The following is a 17,966-nucleotide window of genomic DNA, read 5'->3' as shown; positions in this document are numbered from 1 at the left end:
GTATGACCTATTGGTTAAACACCAATTTCACCACCGTCTTCACGGCGAATAACCACCGTTGCTGCACGTGGACGCAGTGTCATCCCCGCAGGTGTTTCTTCTGCTGCATTGTCGCTGTAAGGCCAGTTGCCTGGATGCTGAATGTTCACGAACAGAGACTTGTAATCTGGGCTAATGGTAAAGCCCGTCACTTCACAACCGTTAGGGCCAACAAAGAAACGTTTCAACTCAGCTTGGTTTTCTGCACCGATCACTTCTTGTGTGCCGTTTTCATCCGTCAGCTTAGAAGGTACAACCGCAAGCATTTGGTCATTGGTGTAAGACGTCACTTCATCTGCACCGTTGTCCGTTTGAATCCACAGAATGCCGCGAGGGTCAAACGCTAAGCCGTCTGGGCTCGCAAACTGGTTAAGCTCGGTCAAGCTCGAACGGTTAGTGTCCGCATCACCGTTTGCCGGAGAACCAAACACAAAGATATCCCACGTGAAGTCTGTTGCTGCTTCGCCTTCATCCCAACGGATTACGTGACCAAACTTGTTGTTCAAACGTGGGTTTGCAGGGTTAGTTTCCTCTGTACGCTTAGTGTTATTCGTTAGCGTCAGGTAAACCGAGCCTGTGAATGGGTCAACGGTACACCACTCTGGGCGATCCATTGGCGTCGCACCAACTAGGTCGGCTGCACCAGCCGTATTCAGGATGATTTCTGCTAGAGAATTGAAGCTATCTGCCAAAGTACCACCAGAAACTGTCGTGCTGTCTAGTGCCAGTGGTAACCAAGTACCAGAGCTATCTTCGTTGAAGCGCGCCACATACAGTGTGCCTTCATCCATGTACTTGTCACCCATCGCCAAGCGATTATCAGGGTTAGCATCCGCAGGATCCCACGCTGCCGCAGATTCAAATTTGTATAGGTACTCAAAGCGAGAGTCATGACCAGAGTAAAATACTACTGGTTTGCCTTCTTCAAGTTTTCCGAATGTACAGCCTTCATGGCGGAAACGACCTAGTGCAGTACGCTTCTTCGCACGCGAGTTTTGCGTGTAAGGGTCGATTTCAACAATGTAACCATGGCCGTTCGCCTCGTTACGGTAATCGTCCAATGCGCTTGCGCCTGTTGATTCTACATTGAATCGTGTGAATTCGTCCAAACGCTCTTCCGCATTACCCGCTAACGTTTCCCATAGGTAACGAGTGCTTGTGTCATCAACACCAATACGATCTTGTTCCTCAGTACGAACGCCAGCGTTAACGAAGTAACCCGGCCAGTTCTCTTCACACGTTAGGTAAGTACCCCAAGGCGTAAAACCATTACCACAGTTGTTTAATGTGCCACGTGCTTGGCTGCCATCTTGTGAGAAGCGAGTCACGGTCAATTCTGTATTCGCGACAGGGCCAGAAAGGTCCATGACTGTCGCGCCAGTGTAACGGCGGTTTAGTGGATCGGTATCCACTAACTTCCACATGTTGTCTTCAAGTTGAACGCGAACCACAGACACACCATGTGCGTTAATTTCTTTACGAACTTCATCGACGATAGTACGCACACCGCCCACAGCTGTCGGACCGCTTGGATGCAGAGCTGCGGTATCAATGTACTCGTGGTTGATACACAACAAACCGTCAGTGTCGCTGTCGTTTAGCGAGAAAAAGTGCATGCCGTCGTGGTGCATACCCAATGCATTAAGCTGGTCGGTACTTGTATTGCTTCCGTCGTCTTTCCAAGCGTTACCTTGTGCGTTTAGAGGCGTACCCCATGGCACCAATACTTGTGCGACGTAACCTTGCGGAATCGATACTGCATCCGTCAGTGAGCCTGGAATCGAATCAAAATTGAGGACTGCACTTGAAACGCCAGAGCCGCCACCAGCAGAAGTGCCTGAACTAGAAGAGTTGCACCCAGATAGACCAAATGCGCCAAAAGCGGTCATCGCACTAATACCTAGGCCACCTTTCAGGATACTGCGTCGAGATAGACTCGCTTCCAGTACTTCTTCAAAAGGCTTGTTATTACTCTGGTTGTAACGCGTCGCGTCGAAGGTTTCCTTACTCATGGTGTTGCTTTCCCAGTGTTAGGTTGAATTATAGGTTTGTAAATCATTGAGCGAGGGGAAGTTTGGAAGAGAAAAGTGACAGAACTAGTCTATCTTTATGAACTTTGTGTTTAGAAAATGTTATAAAGCACCCATCTATTCTATGTACTCCCGATTTTACTTGGGCTAAGCCAGATTTGGGGGTATAAGGTGTACTCAAATCATCCACGAGAGATAATCATGAAACTAGATAAAATCGATAACAAAAATCGTCGTCTGCGTAAGAAGCTATTCCTAGGTGAATTCGCGATCCTAGGCTTTGAAATCAGCTGTGAAACAGACATCAACGACTTCGACCGTTACGATGCATTCGTTGATGAGTTTATCGACTACATTGATGGCCTAAACCTATGCTTTGGTGGCGGCGGTCTAGAGCTGTTTGAAGGCTTCCTATGTTCAACTGAGCGTTACGAAAGCGCAACTGAAGAACAAAAAGCACAGGTTCTAGCTTGGCTACAAGCTCGCCCAGAAGTAAGCAGCGCAAAAGCTGGCGAATTGGTTGACGCAAACTACCTGTAATTACGGAATCACTCTGTAATAAACAGAGTTGAGCAAGTAATGAGAAAGCTGGTCTTCGGACTGGCTTTTTTGCATTTACGGCTATGGTTTTGTGCTGAAATGTTGAATCTAGAAAGAGTGGAACGTTTGGTTGTTTTGGAAGCTTTGTTTAAGAAAGCAGGAAGCTTAAAGCCTTGGAAAGTATGGATGTGCTAGATAATTTTAGAGCTGGCATTTTATGGAAGGTTATCCGTCCATTGCCAGCTCAGTGCCATTGAGTATGGTTTACTATGCTTTTTTAGCAGTCTCAGTCTTTGTGTCTTTCCAGTATTGGATACGAACACGATGTAGCTGAGCTCTTCTCATCTTTTTCATAGCAATCTCCCTCATCTATATAGGTAACGCTCATCTTGAGCTTATTGTCTAAGGTTGTATTCCCCTTCAATCTATCGAGGAACGAATCAATTAACCGTGACTAATTTCACAACATAATGATAAAAGTAGAAGCGTTGCAGTCATTTTTTGACCAGTAAAACTGCTTTTATCTTGTTGATACGGTCAACTTACTCATCACTTATGACAGAAATATGGCAATCAAGTTCCCTATTTAACCTGTCATCGAATCTTAATAACGATTCTTAGATAACCTAGCAAATAATATACCAGTTGCACATAAATTCCAGTTCAGTACACAACAAAAGTACGCACATGTTCAAACTAAGGTTGGATTCGCTGCTGGTAATGTTGTCTGTAATCTCGCGGAGTTAGCCCTTTGTAGGTTTTAAAGTGGCGATTAAACAAAGCTTGATTGCGATAACCTACTCGTTCGAACACAATTCCTATTGGTAACTCCGTCGATTGCAATAAATCCGCGGCATGGTTGATTCGTAGCTTCATCAAGCGTTGGCTAAAGGGCTCTTTAAAGTGCTTTTGAAACAACCGTGTGACCGCACTTTCACTCAACGACAAGTAATTGGCTAAATCGGCCAATGTCACCTTGTTGGCAAAATGCTGCTCAAGATACGCATTCACACTTGCGACGCGCTCTCTTTCTTGTTGCTCGTGTTCACTCATCGAAAGGTATGAATGGGTCATCAAGGTTTTCGCCGCTTCGTCATGGGCAACCAAAGATAAGATATGAATGAATCTCGACAATTGCTCCATCGCGGGCACTTTCATCAACTCTTGCAGAAGATCCACTACTTGCTGTGCCGTTCGCTCAGAGAACACCACTCCTTTATTTGCAGCTTTCAATAACGGGTCTAGTTTGCGTAACTCAGTACAATAGAACATTAGGTTCGCGATCCACTCACGCTTAAACCAAATCACATGAGTCTCGCAATTGCTTTCTACCGACGTGGAGTGAATAGAGTGAGGCACACCCGGCGCAATTAACAGCATCTGATTGTGGGTCACCTCTAGTTCGCGATGCCCAATGTGCAAAGTCCCCGTAAAGTGGCGATGGATGACCAACTCAAAGACGTCATCGTGAAAATGAAAATCGTATTCTTTCGCTGGTTCATCAATACGACGGTAGCGCCAAGAAAAACCAGGCCTTTGCGGTACTTTTTCGATGTGCGCCATTTGCCACTCCACAAGATAGTATTGTTTCACGCGCAAATAATATCAGTATTACCGGGATATTCTTCATCACGCCTCAATAGTATTGATATTGAGCGGCATACTATCAACTAAGCCTCATCACGCTCCTTATTCTTCTCTTGTAAAGACAAGCTAACTAAGGAGCTTTTATGAGTAACTTTAAAACCAAGCTGCGCCAGATCATGCAAAAAACTCGTGATGAGTGGGCTGCGTTTGCGATAAAGGAAATGGGAATTTCATCTAAAGCCATCGCCAAATCTTATGGCTACAAGTCGAGTTGTGATCTTGAGCAAACTCTTAAACAAGACGAAAAAGACGCCGATTCGTACATTCGCTCGTCACCTTGTGCGAGATCTCTCACAAGCGATGTAAGCAAAACGACCATTTTTGACTAAGAACAAATCGAACAACAAACCTAACTAACTGAAAATTAATAATTATCCTTTTTTAAGCAATATTCGCTGCCAAAGTTTTTTTACCTAGCTGATTGAGAGTAATCAGCAAAACAACAATACTAAGTGTGTCGACAGGATGTTGGCGGGAACAGGAAAAAAGCCTAAAGGATTGGGTATCTTCAGGATGAAGATTTGATAGCTTAGGATGAGTTGTCAGCAAGGATGTAGTTAAGCTCTAGGATAGAGTTCGCCCGTCAGGATGATAGGCAAGAATGGACACCGCTAGGAAGGCGATGAACAAGGAACTCGGTTAAAGGACTTAGCCACAATCAAGGATAGATGCAGGGAGCACCTATTAGTAGCCGGATTGCTGCGAAAAAGAATAAGCCCCGTCTGGGAAACCAGGCGGGGTTTTATTTTGCCTGTCATTTACCATCCTCCTCTGCGTTATTCCACGCATCATGCTATTATTTCTACACTTTCTCTCGAAACGCTTTCTTTAATAAACGCTGAGCAAACAACGTCCTATGCTTAATCCAGTTTGGTTACACACATTCAAAACTCTTGTCGAAGTCGGCCACTTTACTCAGACAGCAGAAAAGCTCTATATGACCCAGCCCGGTGTCAGTCAGCACATCAAAAAGCTAGAGCAAGCTTGTCAGCACCCATTGATTAAGCGCGAGAACAAAAGCTTTGAACTGACAGAGCAAGGCCGAATGGTGTATGCCTACGCGTTAGAGTTGGAAGAGAAAGAGAAAAATTTACTGGAAGATCTAAGCTTCGATGATCCCTTTGCAGGTCATTGCAAGCTAGCTTGTTCCGGAGCACTTGCCTTGATGCTGTTTGATCCACTGCTTGAAAAACAAACCCAGCATCGCGGATTGTCGATTCACTTGGAAGCGGCACCAAACCAGTCGATTCTAAACGGGGTTGCTGATGGCCGTATTGATATGGGCATAGTGACTTACTCTCCTAACAAGAGTGTTTTCCAAAGTGAACAAATTGGCAGAGAAGCGCTGTGTTTGATCTTACCAAAGTCCTATCATGGAAAAACGTTAACACCTGAGCTGCTTCGAAGTTGTGGCGTGATTGGTCACCCGGATGCTGAACATTATATGACGTTGTTTTTCGACCAATGTGCAGAACCTTTACTCAAAGAGATCAAGGTCAGTGACATGCCATTATCGGGCTACGTTAACCAACTCAGTCAGATTCTTTTGCCCGTCAGCAAAGGGCTTGGTTTTACCGTTTTGCCCTACAGTGCGGTGGAGAGCTTTCCACTAAGAGAAGAGTTGTATGTGGCTGAGTTAAAACAACCGGTATACGAAGATTTGTTTTTGGTGAGAAAACGCAGCCGCACACTGCCGCTGCGATACCAGACCATTAAAGAAGTATTATTGGATGTGATTGGTGGGGCTCATCAATGAAGTTAGCCACTCTTCGCTGGTAATGCGCTTGTCTTGACAATCCACCCAATATGGTTTGCCAGATAACCAGCTCTTTGACGCGACCTCTTTTATAAACACATCTACAGAATCAACGTCATCTTTTGCGTAATCCCATTTATTGCGCATGTGTTCTGCCGCTTCTTGATTAGTGTACGCCTTACCGTTGCGGATAAAGGTGCAAGAGGATTGCTCAACTCGTTTTATCAACGTCGAGATATCTTGCTCTACCCCTGCTAGTGCAAAGGTAGGCAGAATGCTTAATGTAAGTAACAACGTCCACTTTGCTTTCATCGCACCTTTATCCTTATCCCTGGCCACGTAACTAATAGCAAGTAACTAATACCAAGTAACTACTAATAAGTGACTTAACTATTCTGGTGTTTGGCTGTTTAGCTCAGACATTATTGCCACCATGCCTTAGCAGGCTGAGGCTCCGCAATAGCAAAGCGTTGACCAATCTCAGGGCTCACTAACGTAACACCGCGCTCTTCACTAATGTCTAACGCGCGTTGCATCGGTTCATTCCAATCGTGCATCGACAGATCAAACGTACTGTTGTGAATCGGCATCATCACTTTACCCTGCACATCAATGTGTGCTTGAACACTTTGCTCAGGGAACATGTGAATGTCTGACCAAAGTTCATTGTAGGCGCCGGTTTCAATCATAGTGAAATCAAACGGACCGTACTTTTCGCCAATCTCTTTAAAGCCATTGAAGTAACCAGAGTCACCACTGAAGAACACTTTGTGTTGCTGTGCATTAATAACCCAACTGCCCCACAGTGTCGTATCGCGGTCTGTCAAACCTCGACCGGAGAAATGCTGAGTCGGAGTCAGTGTATATTCAATGCCGTCGACAGAATGTGACTCCCACCAATCTAGCTCGATCACTTTCTCCTTCGGCACACCCCAGTTAACCAGTAATTGCCCCACTTTTAACGGCACCAAGAAAGTGCCCACTTTGTCGCCTAGTACTTTAATAGAAGCTTTATCTAGGTGATCGTAATGGTCATGGCTGATCACCACCACATCGATACTTGGTAAATCTTCTAGCGTGATTGGTGTTTGGTGAAAACGTTTTGGCCCTGCCCATTGCACAGGAGACGCGCGATCACTGAATACAGGATCAGTCATCACCAGTTTGCCATCGAGCTTCATTAATACGCTTGAATGACCTAAACGGTAGATAACGTCATCTTGCTCTTCTAACAGTTGATTCGCAGTCATTGCATGAACCGGAATTTCAATCGTTGGCGTTGGATTGAGGCGCTCAGTCGTAAAGTAGGCTTTCATGATGCCGAACATGTCACCCAAGCTGCTTTTGTATTCCAACTCTGTGTTTGCAAATTTGTCCGGGTATGTTGGCGCTTTTTCAGTATCAACATTAGAACAAGAAATCATTGATGTACCCATCGCGAACGCTCCTACTGTGGCTAGCAAAGTTTTTTTCATAAAAAGTTAACCCGAACAAAAGTAAACTACACGGTGCAGTTTACATTCTAATTATCAAAAGTAAACTACTTAGTGTAAAATAGATCCAGAAATGATCTTCTTAACTCGGCAAGTTTATGAATGTAAAAAGAAAAGGTCGCAGTGAGACCAAAAGAGAAGCCATCCTGTGCGCAGCAAAGCAAGCGTTCCAAGAGTTTGGGGTGCAAAACACCAGCATGGATAAGCTCTCAGCTATCGCGCAAGTCTCTAAGCGCACGGTCTACAACCACTTCCCTTCTAAAGAAGCGATCGTGACAGAGTTACTAACGGAACTATGGCGTTCTTCAATGATGGATAGCGACATTGAACGTTTACCAACACTCCCTCTCAAAGATCAACTGGTCGAATTGTTGTACAGCGAAATTATCGTGGTAACCGCACCTGATTATATTGAACTGGCGAAAGTGGCTTTCGGACACTTCTTGTTTAAGCCGGAAGATCTCAAAGAACAAGCAGAACACATGTCAAAGCAAGAAACGGCCTTGTACCGTTGGCTCACTCAGCAATCAGAAAAAAACACATTGAAGGTTGATGATGTGGACGTGGCAAGCATTCAATTGCACAACTTAATTAAAGGCAGCGCATTCTGGCCACAATTGATGGGAATGCGAGCTTCGCTAACCTTGGAAGAATCTAGGGTTTTAGCCACCCAAACGGCTGAACTCTTCTTAAGTCATTACTTAGTTCAATAACAAAAAGCGGCTGAATGGCCGCTTTTTTGTGATTTGTGCCATAGTAAATTGATGAAATTTTGACTCATTTTTCTTTTTCATTCCCTTGACAGTCGCATGCAGCAAGGCGTGAGAGTTCGATAAATTATTTTTGTCGTATCGACGATATTTTTTCGTTTTCATCTACTGAGAAAACGCCCTAAGGTTCGCACCTCTGACGACGTGGTTGTCCAACCACAATTCTAAGTCGCTGAAGAGAGTGGATTCTGTCACATCAATTACACCCACTCACTATACTCTATACTTACATTTTTAATTTGGTACTGACTTACTAAGGAATTGCCATGCGTATTGCTATTCTTTCTCGTAATGAGAATCTATATTCAACCATGCGCCTAAAGCAGGCGGGTGAAGAGCGCGGACATCAAGTTGATGTTATCGATACTCTGCACTGTTATATGGATATTACGAGTAACAACCCTAAGATCCGTTACATGGGTGAAGAATTGCCAAAGTACGACGCGGTTATTCCACGCATCGGTGCTTCTATCACTTTCTACGGTACAGCGGTTGTACGTCAGTTTGAAATGATGGGCACATTCTGTGTGAACGAGTCAGTAGCAATCAGCCGCTCTCGTGACAAGCTACGCTCTATGCAGCTGCTATCACGCAAAGGCATTGGTCTACCTCGCACAGGTTTTGCTCACCACCCTGACAACATTCAGGACGTGATCAAAAACGTTGGCGGCGCACCATTGGTTATCAAGCTACTTGAAGGTACTCAAGGTATCGGTGTTGTTCTTGCTGAGACAACGAAAGCAGCAGAAAGCGTGATCGAAGCATTCATGGGCCTAAAAGCAAACATCATGGTGCAAGAGTTCATTGAAGAAGCAAACGGCGCAGACATCCGTTGTTTCGTAGTGGGTAACAAAGTTATCGCAGCAATGAAACGCCAAGCAAAAGAAGGCGAGTTCCGCTCTAACCTTCACCGTGGTGGTTCTGCTCAGCTTGTTAAACTAAGCAAAGAAGAGCGTGCAACAGCAATCAACGCAGCGAAAGTGATGGGTCTAAACCTATGTGGTGTTGATATTCTTCAATCGAAGAACGGCCCTGTTGTAATGGAAGTGAACTCTTCTCCAGGCCTTGAAGGTATCGAATCAGCAACTGAAAAAGACGTTGCTGGCATGATCTTCGACTTCATCGAGAAGAACGCAAAACCAAACGCTAACCGTACTCGCGGTAAAGGCTGATAATTGTTTGAGTGAGAGCCTGATAAAGGGCTCTCTTTTAACTCATCGCTAGGATGACACTATGAATCAGAAAATGATCATTGGGAACGCCGAAGCAATTTGCTTACCTGAGTTAGGGATTACTCACCTTGAAGCGCGTATTGATACAGGCGCACAGACTTCTTCTCTGCACGTAGATAACCTAGAGTGCACTGAACAAGACGGTCAGTCATACGTAGAGTTCGATCTACACCCAGATGTTTACCACTTAGAGCAAGTCGTTCGCTGTAAAGCTCCACTGAAGGCGAACCGCAAAGTGAAATCATCAAACGGTACTTTCGAACACCGCTGCGTGATCACAACGATGCTACGCATGGGCGACCAAGAGTGGCCAATCGACATCACGCTAACTAACCGTGAAAAGATGACTTACATGATGTTGTTAGGTCGTCAGGGTATGGCAGACAAAGTTCTGGTAGACCCGAGCCAATCTCATTTATTGGCTCCATAATCCCCGTAGCTTCAGATGAGCGAACTCCGTGGTCGCTCATCTGGCTCTTCTCTGATTTTCTAGCTGCCCTTCTCCTGTCTATCGTTCTTCCTTTTCAGAACAGAACGCATTAATCCTTTCAGCTTTATCTTCGTTACTCGCCAATGCGTAATGGGTCTAACCGGTGCGGTATTGATGATGTGTTGATACGCGTCTTCATCAAACTCAACCTCTCCCCCATGTGCCGCCAATAAACAGCTTGGTTTCATCTCAAAAACGCGTTTTAACGAACTGCGATATTGGTTGGGATGAAAGATAGGAAATGGCGCGATCAAATGGCTTTTCACCTGCACCATTAAATCCGCTACGTACAACACACTCTGTTCGGCGTGATAAACCGATAAATCCCTGTCGGTATGCCCCGGTGTTTCCAATATCTTCCAATCAGCAAAACCGGGAATCACCTCTCCATCCACCAGCTCAATATCTGGCTTTAGTTTTCGCGAATACCATAAGTTGCGCTTGGGTTTGCGCATTCGGTTCGCCATCCAACGCGCCAAAATCAGATCCGTTAGATGCATTAGCCAACCATCAAAGCCCCCATACCAATGTGTATCTCGTTTGGCTGCCAATAGCTGGCAGCCCGTTAGATCTCTTAGTTTGTGCGCCGCACCAGCGTGGTCTGGGTGCATGTGGGTAACGACGACCAGTTTTAGGTCTGTGAACGGGCGATTGAGCTGGTGCTCGATAAAATCTTTGAGGTGAGGAATATCCGCTCGACTTGCGCCATCAAGCAGCATCAATTTGTCTGGATACTCGGCGAGATACATGGTTTGGATGTATCCCTGAATTCTGTGCAGCTGCAAAACATGTCCTTGTTTTGTTGAGTCTTTGTTCTTATTTCTTATCGACCAAATCCTTACTGGTCAGACCAACTATAACAGCAGAATGGACAGTCTGTTAAATAAATGTTTACACCAACCATCAACAACAGTTGTTAATCGAAAGCACAAATTTTAATCATTAGACTCTGGTTGGGTTTTATCCGTTAATGCGCGCACACGGAGTTCGTGTCAGGGTATGAGGTTAGCGCCTCATGATTTGCTTTTTTGTATTTTCTCCTCTATTTCCAATGAGGGCTTAAATACATTTTTGTGAGAATCGAGTTGGAAAAAGCAACTAAATTAGACCGCATCCGCGCGGACTACAACGTTCACTACTGGAGCCAAGGCTTCTACGGAATTGATGACCAAGGCGAGGTATACGTATCTCCTCGTAGTGACCGTGCACACCAAATCCCTTTCAGTGCGATTGTAAATGAACTAGAAGCTAAGCAGTTGAATCTGCCTGTGTTAGTGCGCTTCCCACAAATCGTACACCAACGCGTGCATGGCATTTGCCAAGCTTTCAACCAAGCAATTGAAGAATACCAATATCCAAACAAATACCTGCTGGTGTACCCAATTAAAGTAAACCAACAGCGTGAAGTGGTTGATGAGATCTTAGCAAGCCAAGCACAGCTAGAAAATAAACAGCTGGGTCTTGAAGCAGGCAGTAAGCCAGAGCTATTGGCAGTACTTGCACTGGCTCAACAAGGCAGCTCCGTGATCGTGTGTAATGGCTACAAAGACCGTGAATACGTGCGTCTAGCACTGATCGGTGAAAAGCTAGGTCACAAAGTATTTATCGTACTAGAGAAGCTATCTGAGCTTGATCTAGTACTTGAAGAAGCAAAAAGCTTGGGCGTAACACCACGTCTTGGCTTACGTATCCGCCTTGCATCTCAAGGTGCGGGTAAATGGCAAGCAAGCGGCGGTGAAAAATCGAAGTTCGGCCTATCTGCGTCTCAAGTATTGAGCGTGATTGAGCGTCTAAAACGCGAAGACAAACTGGACACCATGCAGTTGGTTCACTTCCACCTTGGCTCACAGATGGCAAACATCCGTGACGTGCGTAATGGTGTAAACGAATCAGCACGTTTCTACTGTGAATTACGTGCCATGGGTGCAAACATTGATTACTTCGATGTTGGCGGCGGTTTAGCAGTAGACTACGACGGCACACGTAGCCAATCTTCGAACTCGATGAACTACGGCCTTGCAGAATATGCGCGCAACATCGTAAATACTGTTGGTGATGTGTGTCAGCAATACGAGCAACCGATGCCAGTGATCATCTCTGAATCGGGTCGCTCTTTAACTGCACACCACGCTGTACTTATCTCTAACGTTATTGGTACTGAAACATACCAACCGGAAGAAGTGTTCGAGCCAGCTACAGACGCTCCATTCTTGCTACAAAACATGTGGCGAAACTGGGAGAACCTGCAAGATGGTACAGATGCGCGTGCATTAATTGAAATTTACAACGATACCCAAAGCGATTTGGCTGAGGTGCACTCACAATTCGCTACTGGCGTACTGAACCTTGAACAACGTGCGTGGGCAGAGCAACTGTCGCTGCGCATTTACTTCGAGCTAAGTCGTCAAATGAGTACCAAGAACCGTTTCCACCGTCCTATTTTGGATGAGTTGAGCGAACGTCTTGCAGACAAGTTCTTCGTGAACTTCTCTCTTTTCCAGTCCCTGCCAGATGCATGGGGTATTGATCAGGTATTCCCTGTTCTGCCGCTTTCTGGTCTTGGCGATGTGGAAGAGCGTCGTGCGGTGATGTTGGACATCACTTGTGACTCCGATGGCGCAATTGACCATTACGTTGATGGCCAAGGCATTGAGAGCACACTACCAGTACCAGCATGGAGCAACGACAAACCGTACCTAATGGGCTTCTTCCTAGTAGGCGCATACCAAGAGATCCTTGGTGACATGCACAACCTATTTGGTGACACCCACAGTGCAGTAGTCAATGTTGATGAAGAAGGTCAATTTGAGATCAGCTACATCAACGAAGGTGATAGCGTAGAAGACATGATGCGCTACGTTCACATCGACGTAGATGCGATTCGTGACAATTACAAACAATTGGTTTCAGCACGTGTTGAAGCCAGTGAACAAGAACAAATCCTAGCTGAACTAGAACAAGGTTTGGCAGGCTACACCTATTTAGAGGACTTCTGATATGAATGATTTGTTTACTAAAACCGATTATTCGCTTTACTCCAACTCTATGTCGTTTCTACGTCGACCGTACATCAAAAATCCAGTATCGGCAGACGCAGACGTTGTAGTGCTAGGGGTTCCTCTGGACATGGCGACTTCTGGTCGTCCTGGTGCGCGTATGGGTCCAGATGCGATCCGCCGTGCGTCAGTAAACCTTGCTTGGGAAGGCAAGAAGTTCCCTTGGGACTTCAACGTATTTGATAAATTGAAAGTGATCGACGCAGGTGACCTTGTGTTCGATTGTGGTGATGCTGAAGACTTCACTTACCGCCTAGAAGCGGCAACAAGTGAGATTCTAAAGAGCGGTAAGACAATGCTAGGCTTGGGTGGTGACCACTTCATCACGCTACCAATCCTACGTGCTTATGCGAAACACCATGGTCAAATGGCACTGATTCACTTCGATGCGCACACTGACACATACGCAAACGGCAGTTCTTACGACCACGGTACTATGTTCTACCATGCGCCAAAAGAAGGTCTGATTTCTGCGAAGAACTCAGTTCAAATTGGTATTCGTACTGAATATGACCAACAAGATCACGGCTTCAATGTGATCAACGCGATGCAAGCGAACGACATGTCGGTAGAAGAGATTCTGGCAGAGATTCGTCGCACGGTTGCGGATAAGCCTGTGTATGTCACTTTTGACATCGACTGTCTGGATCCAGCATTTGCACCAGGTACAGGCACACCAGTTTGTGGTGGTCTGAACTCAGATAAAATTCTGAAGATCATTCGTGGTTTCGCCGGCATGAACATCGTAGGTATGGACGTGGTAGAAGTCTCTCCTCCTTACGACCACAGCGATGTCACGGCCTTGGCTGGCGCGACTATCGCACTTGAGTTGCTTTACGCCTACGCTTCGGGTCGTGAATAACGAAAGTTGTTCTCAATGAGCACAGAATTTCAAGGGGAGCTTCGGCTCCCTTTTTCGTTTTCAACACCCAACAAAAATAGATTAGATTTTCTAATCCAAATCATAGATTTTTATCTTGCTCAACTTCACACTTTTTGATTGCTAAGTCAGCACTCAAGCTCTAATATCTCGCGCCTAGATTCCCTAATCACTTTGTTTATTTGGCTCTCCTACATGGAGCGCTAAGGCTTTTTACGTCTTAAATTTCTGGAGAGATACGCAAATGTCCGCCTCGTTTCCATTAGCGAAACTTACCTTTTTAATCGCAATTCTGACTGCCGTAGGTCAAATGACTCAAACGATGTACGTGCCTTCTATCGGTCATATGGCGGGTGAGTTCTTGGTATCAGCGTCTTCACTTCAAGCTGTGATGGCATGTTACCTGATCCCTTATGGTCTATCGCAGTTCGTGTACGGTACGCTTTCTGATCGTCTTGGTCGCAAGCCGATCATCATTGCGGGTTTGATCATCTACATTCTTGGTACTTTGGTGGCGCTATTTGCTCATGAGTACGAATGGTTCCTAGCAGGTAGCTTTATCCAAGGTTTGGGTATCGGTTGTGGCGGTGCGATGTCTCGTACACTGACTCGTGACTGCTTTGAAGGCGCAGAACTGCACCGCGCAAACAGCTTGATCAGCATGTGTGTGATTTTCTCACCATTGATCGCGCCAGTATTGGGCGGCTACCTAACAGAAGCTTTCGGTTGGCGTTCTAGTTACCTGTTCCTAGCACTATTTGGTATCGCGGTGGTCATCACCATGATGACAAGCATGATGGAAACCTTGCCAAAAGAGCGCCGCAAACATGAATCTGTGGCAAAGAGCTACAAGTTCGTGCTTTCAGACAAACGCTTCCAAGGCTTCTTATTGGTGTTGGTTGCTACGTTCGCAGGCGTTGCAGTATTTGAAGCTGCAGCTGGCGTACTACTAGGCGGCGTGCTTGGTTTACCAGCAACCACAGTAAGCTTACTGTTTGTCTTGCCGATTCCAGGTTACTTAGTCGGCGCAGGCTTATCTAGCTACATCGCGCAACGTCGCTCTGAGCGCCGTGCTCTAAATGTTGGTCTAGTCGCTATCTTAGTTGGCTCAGCAGTGGTATTGATTCCGGGTTTGTTTGGTCTCACAACGGCGTTGACTCTGATTGGCGGTGCGACCATTTACTTCTTGGGTGCAGGCATTTTGTTCCCAGCGGCAACAACAGGTGCACTTTCACCGTTCCCATACCACGCAGGCACTGGCGGTGCGATTTTGGGTGGCATGCAAAACCTAGGTGCGGGTATCGCGACGCTGTTGGCTTCGTTCTTCCCGGCACAAGATCAAATGCCACTAGGTTGTTTGATGATGGCCATGTCGATCATTGCTATGTTTGGTTTGCGTTGGGTTAATCGCAAGCACGATCACTCAAACGAAATGCCATTGGCGATCTAAAATCTGGCTCTCATCACCCAAAAGGGACATGCTGAAAAGTGTGTCCCTTTTTTGTTGCACACATCTTACCCTTTAGCTCTCATCCACCAGCAATTGCATTTAACATCCCATCCAATCTTTGCTAAAAAGAACAGTTGCTTATACAGAAATTATTGGTTTGCCATTCGATATAAATACATTCACTGGAAGAACACAAATGTACTTTTACTCGCAAGATAAATGAATGGCGAAAAAACACGAGAAGAGTACACAATAAGGATACACAGATGCGTTTCACTTTAACCACGTTGGCCGTATCGGTCGCGCTAGTCGCCGGATGCAGCAATCAAGGATTACCAACCATGAACCATTACTCCCAATCGCAACTCGTTGCTCAACAAACCCAAGCACCAGTTGCTAAAAAAGTCCCTCATGCAATGAATATTCATGGTGATACACGAATCGATAATTACTACTGGATGCGCGATGATGAGCGCCAAGATCCAGAAATCTTGCAACACCTTGAGCAAGAGAATCAGTACGCAGAAACTGTTTTAAAACACACCGAAGCACTACAAGAACAGCTTTTTGAAGAGATCAAAGGTCGTATTGCGAAAGATGACAATTCAGTACCCGTTCGAAAAGGCAGTTACTACTACTCGAATGAAGTGACAGGCGACAACGAGTACGAAGTTCACCTACGTGCAAAAGACTTTGCAGGTAAAGATAAGCAAGTCATCTTAGATGTTAACGAGCTGGCAAAAGAACATGAGTTTTTCAGTATTGGCGGCTTAACGATTAGCCCAAATGAAAACTTGTTGGCTTATGGCGAAGATACCCTGAGTCGCCGTATTTACACCATCAAGATCAAAGACCTCACGACGGGCAAATATCTAAAAGATGAAATTGAAGGTGCATCAAGTGCGATTGCGTGGCAAAACGACAACCAAGCTTTCTACTACATCAAGAAAGACCCTCAAACACTTTTAGGTTATCAGGTTTACCGCCATGTATTGGGCACGCCTCAAACAAGCGATGAGCTAATATACGAAGAAACCGACAGCGCTTACTACACCTTCTTGAGTAAGAGTAAAGACGGTGAGCAAGTTTACATTTGGCACTCAAGTACAGAAACAAGTGGCGTGTCTGTGATTGATGCGAACAACCCGAACGCCAAAGCCGAAGCTTTCTACCCTAGAGAGACTGGTATTGAGTACAGCATCGCTAAATTGGATGATTGGTACTACATCTACACCAACTATCAAGCCGTAAACTTCCGTTTGATGAAAGTGAAAGCTGAAGAGATGCATGACCGCTCTAAATGGGTCGATGTCATTCCTGCTAACGACAATTCTCAGCTAGTTGATTTCGACTTGTTTGACGATCACCTTGTTTATGAGCAGCGTACGAATGGCTTGTCGACCGTGAAGGTTCGTCAATTATCAACAGGCAAAGAGTTTCCACTCGAGTTCAACGATACGGCTTTTGCTGCTTACCTCACGGGCAACCTTGAGTTAGACAATTCAAAAGTTCGCATCTACTACAGCAGCCTGACGACACCGGGAACTTACTACGATTTCGACCTAAATACAGGTGAATCTGAAATCATGAAGCAAACACCGGTACTTGGTGATTTTGATGCCAATAACTACCAGTCAGAGCGAATCATGGTAACTGCTCGTGATAGCAAACAAGTGCCAGTTTCATTGGTTTACCGTAAAGATCTCTTCAAGAAAGACGGCACTAACCCAATCTATCAGTACGGCTACGGATCATACGGCTCCACCATCGAACCAACATTCCGTTCAACTCGTTTGAGCTTACTTGATCGTGGATTCGTGTACGCAATCGCGCATATTCGTGGTTCAGAAATGCTTGGGCGTCCTTGGTATGAAGATGGCAAAAAGCTGACTAAACAAAACACCTTCAATGACTTCATCGACGTAACCAATGGACTGGTTGAAGAAGGTTATGGCGCAAAAGATAAAGTGTTTGCTGTTGGTGGTTCTGCGGGCGGCTTGCTGATGGGCGCAATAATCAACCAAGCACCAGAGCTCTACCGTGGTATTGGCGCGCACGTTCCGTTTGTTGATGTCGTGACGACCATGTTGGATGAGTCGATTCCTCTCACGACCAACGAATACGATGAGTGGGGTAATCCAAACGACAAAACCTACTACGACTACATGCTGAGCTACTCACCGTACGACAACGTGAAAGCTCAGAATTACCCGAACATGCTAGTGACGACAGGTTTGCATGACTCACAAGTTCAATACTTTGAGCCAATGAAGTGGGTAGCCAAACTTCGTGAAATGAAGACTGATGATAATGTCTTGCTGTTCAAAACCGATATGGAAGCAGGCCACGGCGGTGCTTCTGGTCGATTCAAACGATTAAAAGAAGACGCGCTTGAGTACGCTTTCTTCCTCGATCTGTTGGAGACCAAATAAGCTTTAGTCGTCATTCATTATGAGTCACCGAAAACAATGCCCGCTTTTACGCGGGCATTTTTCAATCTAGATACTCGGTGACATGACTCAGATGAGCTAAACAGAAAGAAAAACGCCTACTCACAGCGAGTAGGCGTTAACACAATAAATG

At 45.5% G+C, this 17,966-nt stretch carries 15 protein-coding genes; 10 read left to right on the top strand and 5 right to left on the bottom strand.

What is annotated here, in order from left to right; all coding sequences use genetic code 11:
- Positions 1-14: 14 nt before the first annotated feature.
- Positions 15-2,051: a PhoX family phosphatase gene (locus tag KJB05_RS19170; protein ID WP_208444032.1), complete on the bottom strand. Its 2,037-nt coding sequence runs from the start codon at positions 2,049-2,051 to the stop codon at positions 15-17.
- A 219-nt stretch (positions 2,052-2,270) separates the two neighbouring features.
- Between KJB05_RS19170 and KJB05_RS19165 the strand changes: the two genes are divergently transcribed.
- Positions 2,271-2,609: a YggL family protein gene (locus KJB05_RS19165; RefSeq protein ID WP_005438242.1), complete on the top strand. Its 339-nt coding sequence runs from the start codon at positions 2,271-2,273 to the stop codon at positions 2,607-2,609.
- A gap of 696 nt (positions 2,610-3,305) precedes the next feature.
- Here the strand turns inward: KJB05_RS19165 and KJB05_RS19160 are convergent.
- Positions 3,306-4,172, bottom strand: coding sequence for a helix-turn-helix domain-containing protein (locus KJB05_RS19160; protein ID WP_208444033.1), 867 nt, complete (start codon positions 4,170-4,172; stop codon positions 3,306-3,308).
- Between the two features lie 167 nt (positions 4,173-4,339).
- Here KJB05_RS19160 and KJB05_RS19155 point away from each other — a divergent pair, with 167 nt between their 5' ends.
- The gene (locus KJB05_RS19155; protein ID WP_186176261.1) at positions 4,340-4,585 is read left to right on the top strand and encodes a hypothetical protein; all 246 of its coding nucleotides are present in this window, start codon (positions 4,340-4,342) and stop codon (positions 4,583-4,585) included.
- A gap of 527 nt (positions 4,586-5,112) precedes the next feature.
- Positions 5,113-6,012 (top strand): LysR family transcriptional regulator, encoded by a 900-nt coding sequence (locus KJB05_RS19150; protein WP_038896566.1) that lies wholly within the window; start codon positions 5,113-5,115, stop codon positions 6,010-6,012.
- On the opposite strand, the gene KJB05_RS19145 is transcribed toward KJB05_RS19150, so the two are convergent.
- Positions 5,980-6,324, bottom strand: a complete 345-nt coding sequence (locus KJB05_RS19145) for a DUF5329 family protein (protein WP_045398874.1) — start codon at positions 6,322-6,324, stop codon at positions 5,980-5,982. The genes KJB05_RS19150 and KJB05_RS19145 overlap by 33 nt on opposite strands.
- Positions 6,325-6,434: 110 nt before the next feature.
- A complete protein-coding gene (locus KJB05_RS19140) occupies positions 6,435-7,448 on the bottom strand; it encodes an MBL fold metallo-hydrolase (RefSeq protein ID WP_208444058.1) in 1,014 nt (337 codons plus the stop codon).
- A 155-nt stretch (positions 7,449-7,603) separates the two neighbouring features.
- On the opposite strand from KJB05_RS19140, the gene KJB05_RS19135 reads away from it, so the two are divergent.
- The 3 genes from KJB05_RS19135 (at position 7,604) to KJB05_RS19125 (ending at position 9,937) form a co-directional block, all read left to right on the top strand.
- Positions 7,604-8,218, top strand: a complete 615-nt coding sequence (locus tag KJB05_RS19135) for a TetR/AcrR family transcriptional regulator (RefSeq protein ID WP_005438259.1) — start codon at positions 7,604-7,606, stop codon at positions 8,216-8,218.
- A gap of 323 nt (positions 8,219-8,541) precedes the next feature.
- The gene (rimK, locus tag KJB05_RS19130; protein ID WP_005438260.1) at positions 8,542-9,447 is read left to right on the top strand and encodes a 30S ribosomal protein S6--L-glutamate ligase; all 906 of its coding nucleotides are present in this window, start codon (positions 8,542-8,544) and stop codon (positions 9,445-9,447) included.
- Positions 9,448-9,508: 61 nt separating this feature from the next.
- Positions 9,509-9,937, top strand: a complete 429-nt coding sequence (locus tag KJB05_RS19125; protein WP_005432588.1) for a RimK/LysX family protein — start codon at positions 9,509-9,511, stop codon at positions 9,935-9,937.
- A 59-nt stretch (positions 9,938-9,996) separates the two neighbouring features.
- Here the strand turns inward: KJB05_RS19125 and KJB05_RS19120 are convergent, their stop codons facing one another.
- Positions 9,997-10,746: an MBL fold metallo-hydrolase gene (locus KJB05_RS19120; RefSeq protein ID WP_208444059.1), complete on the bottom strand. Its 750-nt coding sequence runs from the start codon at positions 10,744-10,746 to the stop codon at positions 9,997-9,999.
- A 336-nt stretch (positions 10,747-11,082) separates the two neighbouring features.
- Here KJB05_RS19120 and speA point away from each other — a divergent pair, with 336 nt between their 5' ends.
- The 4 genes from speA to KJB05_RS19100 all read left to right on the top strand — a co-directional run bounded on the left by speA (position 11,083) and on the right by KJB05_RS19100 (position 17,815).
- Positions 11,083-12,993: an arginine decarboxylase gene (speA, locus tag KJB05_RS19115; protein ID WP_208444034.1), complete on the top strand. Its 1,911-nt coding sequence runs from the start codon at positions 11,083-11,085 to the stop codon at positions 12,991-12,993.
- A gap of 1 nt (position 12,994) precedes the next feature.
- Positions 12,995-13,915, top strand: coding sequence for an agmatinase (speB, locus tag KJB05_RS19110; RefSeq protein ID WP_005432598.1), 921 nt, complete (start codon positions 12,995-12,997; stop codon positions 13,913-13,915).
- Positions 13,916-14,177: 262 nt separating this feature from the next.
- Entirely contained in the window at positions 14,178-15,383 is a 1,206-nt protein-coding gene (gene emrD, locus KJB05_RS19105; protein WP_005438266.1) for a multidrug efflux MFS transporter EmrD, read from the top strand.
- Positions 15,384-15,649: 266 nt separating this feature from the next.
- Positions 15,650-17,815: a S9 family peptidase gene (locus KJB05_RS19100; protein WP_208444035.1), complete on the top strand. Its 2,166-nt coding sequence runs from the start codon at positions 15,650-15,652 to the stop codon at positions 17,813-17,815.
- Positions 17,816-17,966 lie beyond the last annotated feature (151 nt).

Origin of the sequence: Vibrio sp. B1ASS3, assembly GCF_905175355.1 — a bacterium.
Classification (GTDB): Bacteria; Pseudomonadota; Gammaproteobacteria; order Enterobacterales; family Vibrionaceae; genus Vibrio; species Vibrio owensii.
The sequence above is the reverse complement of the archived record's forward strand: the minus strand, read 5'-3'. Positions and strand labels throughout refer to the sequence as shown.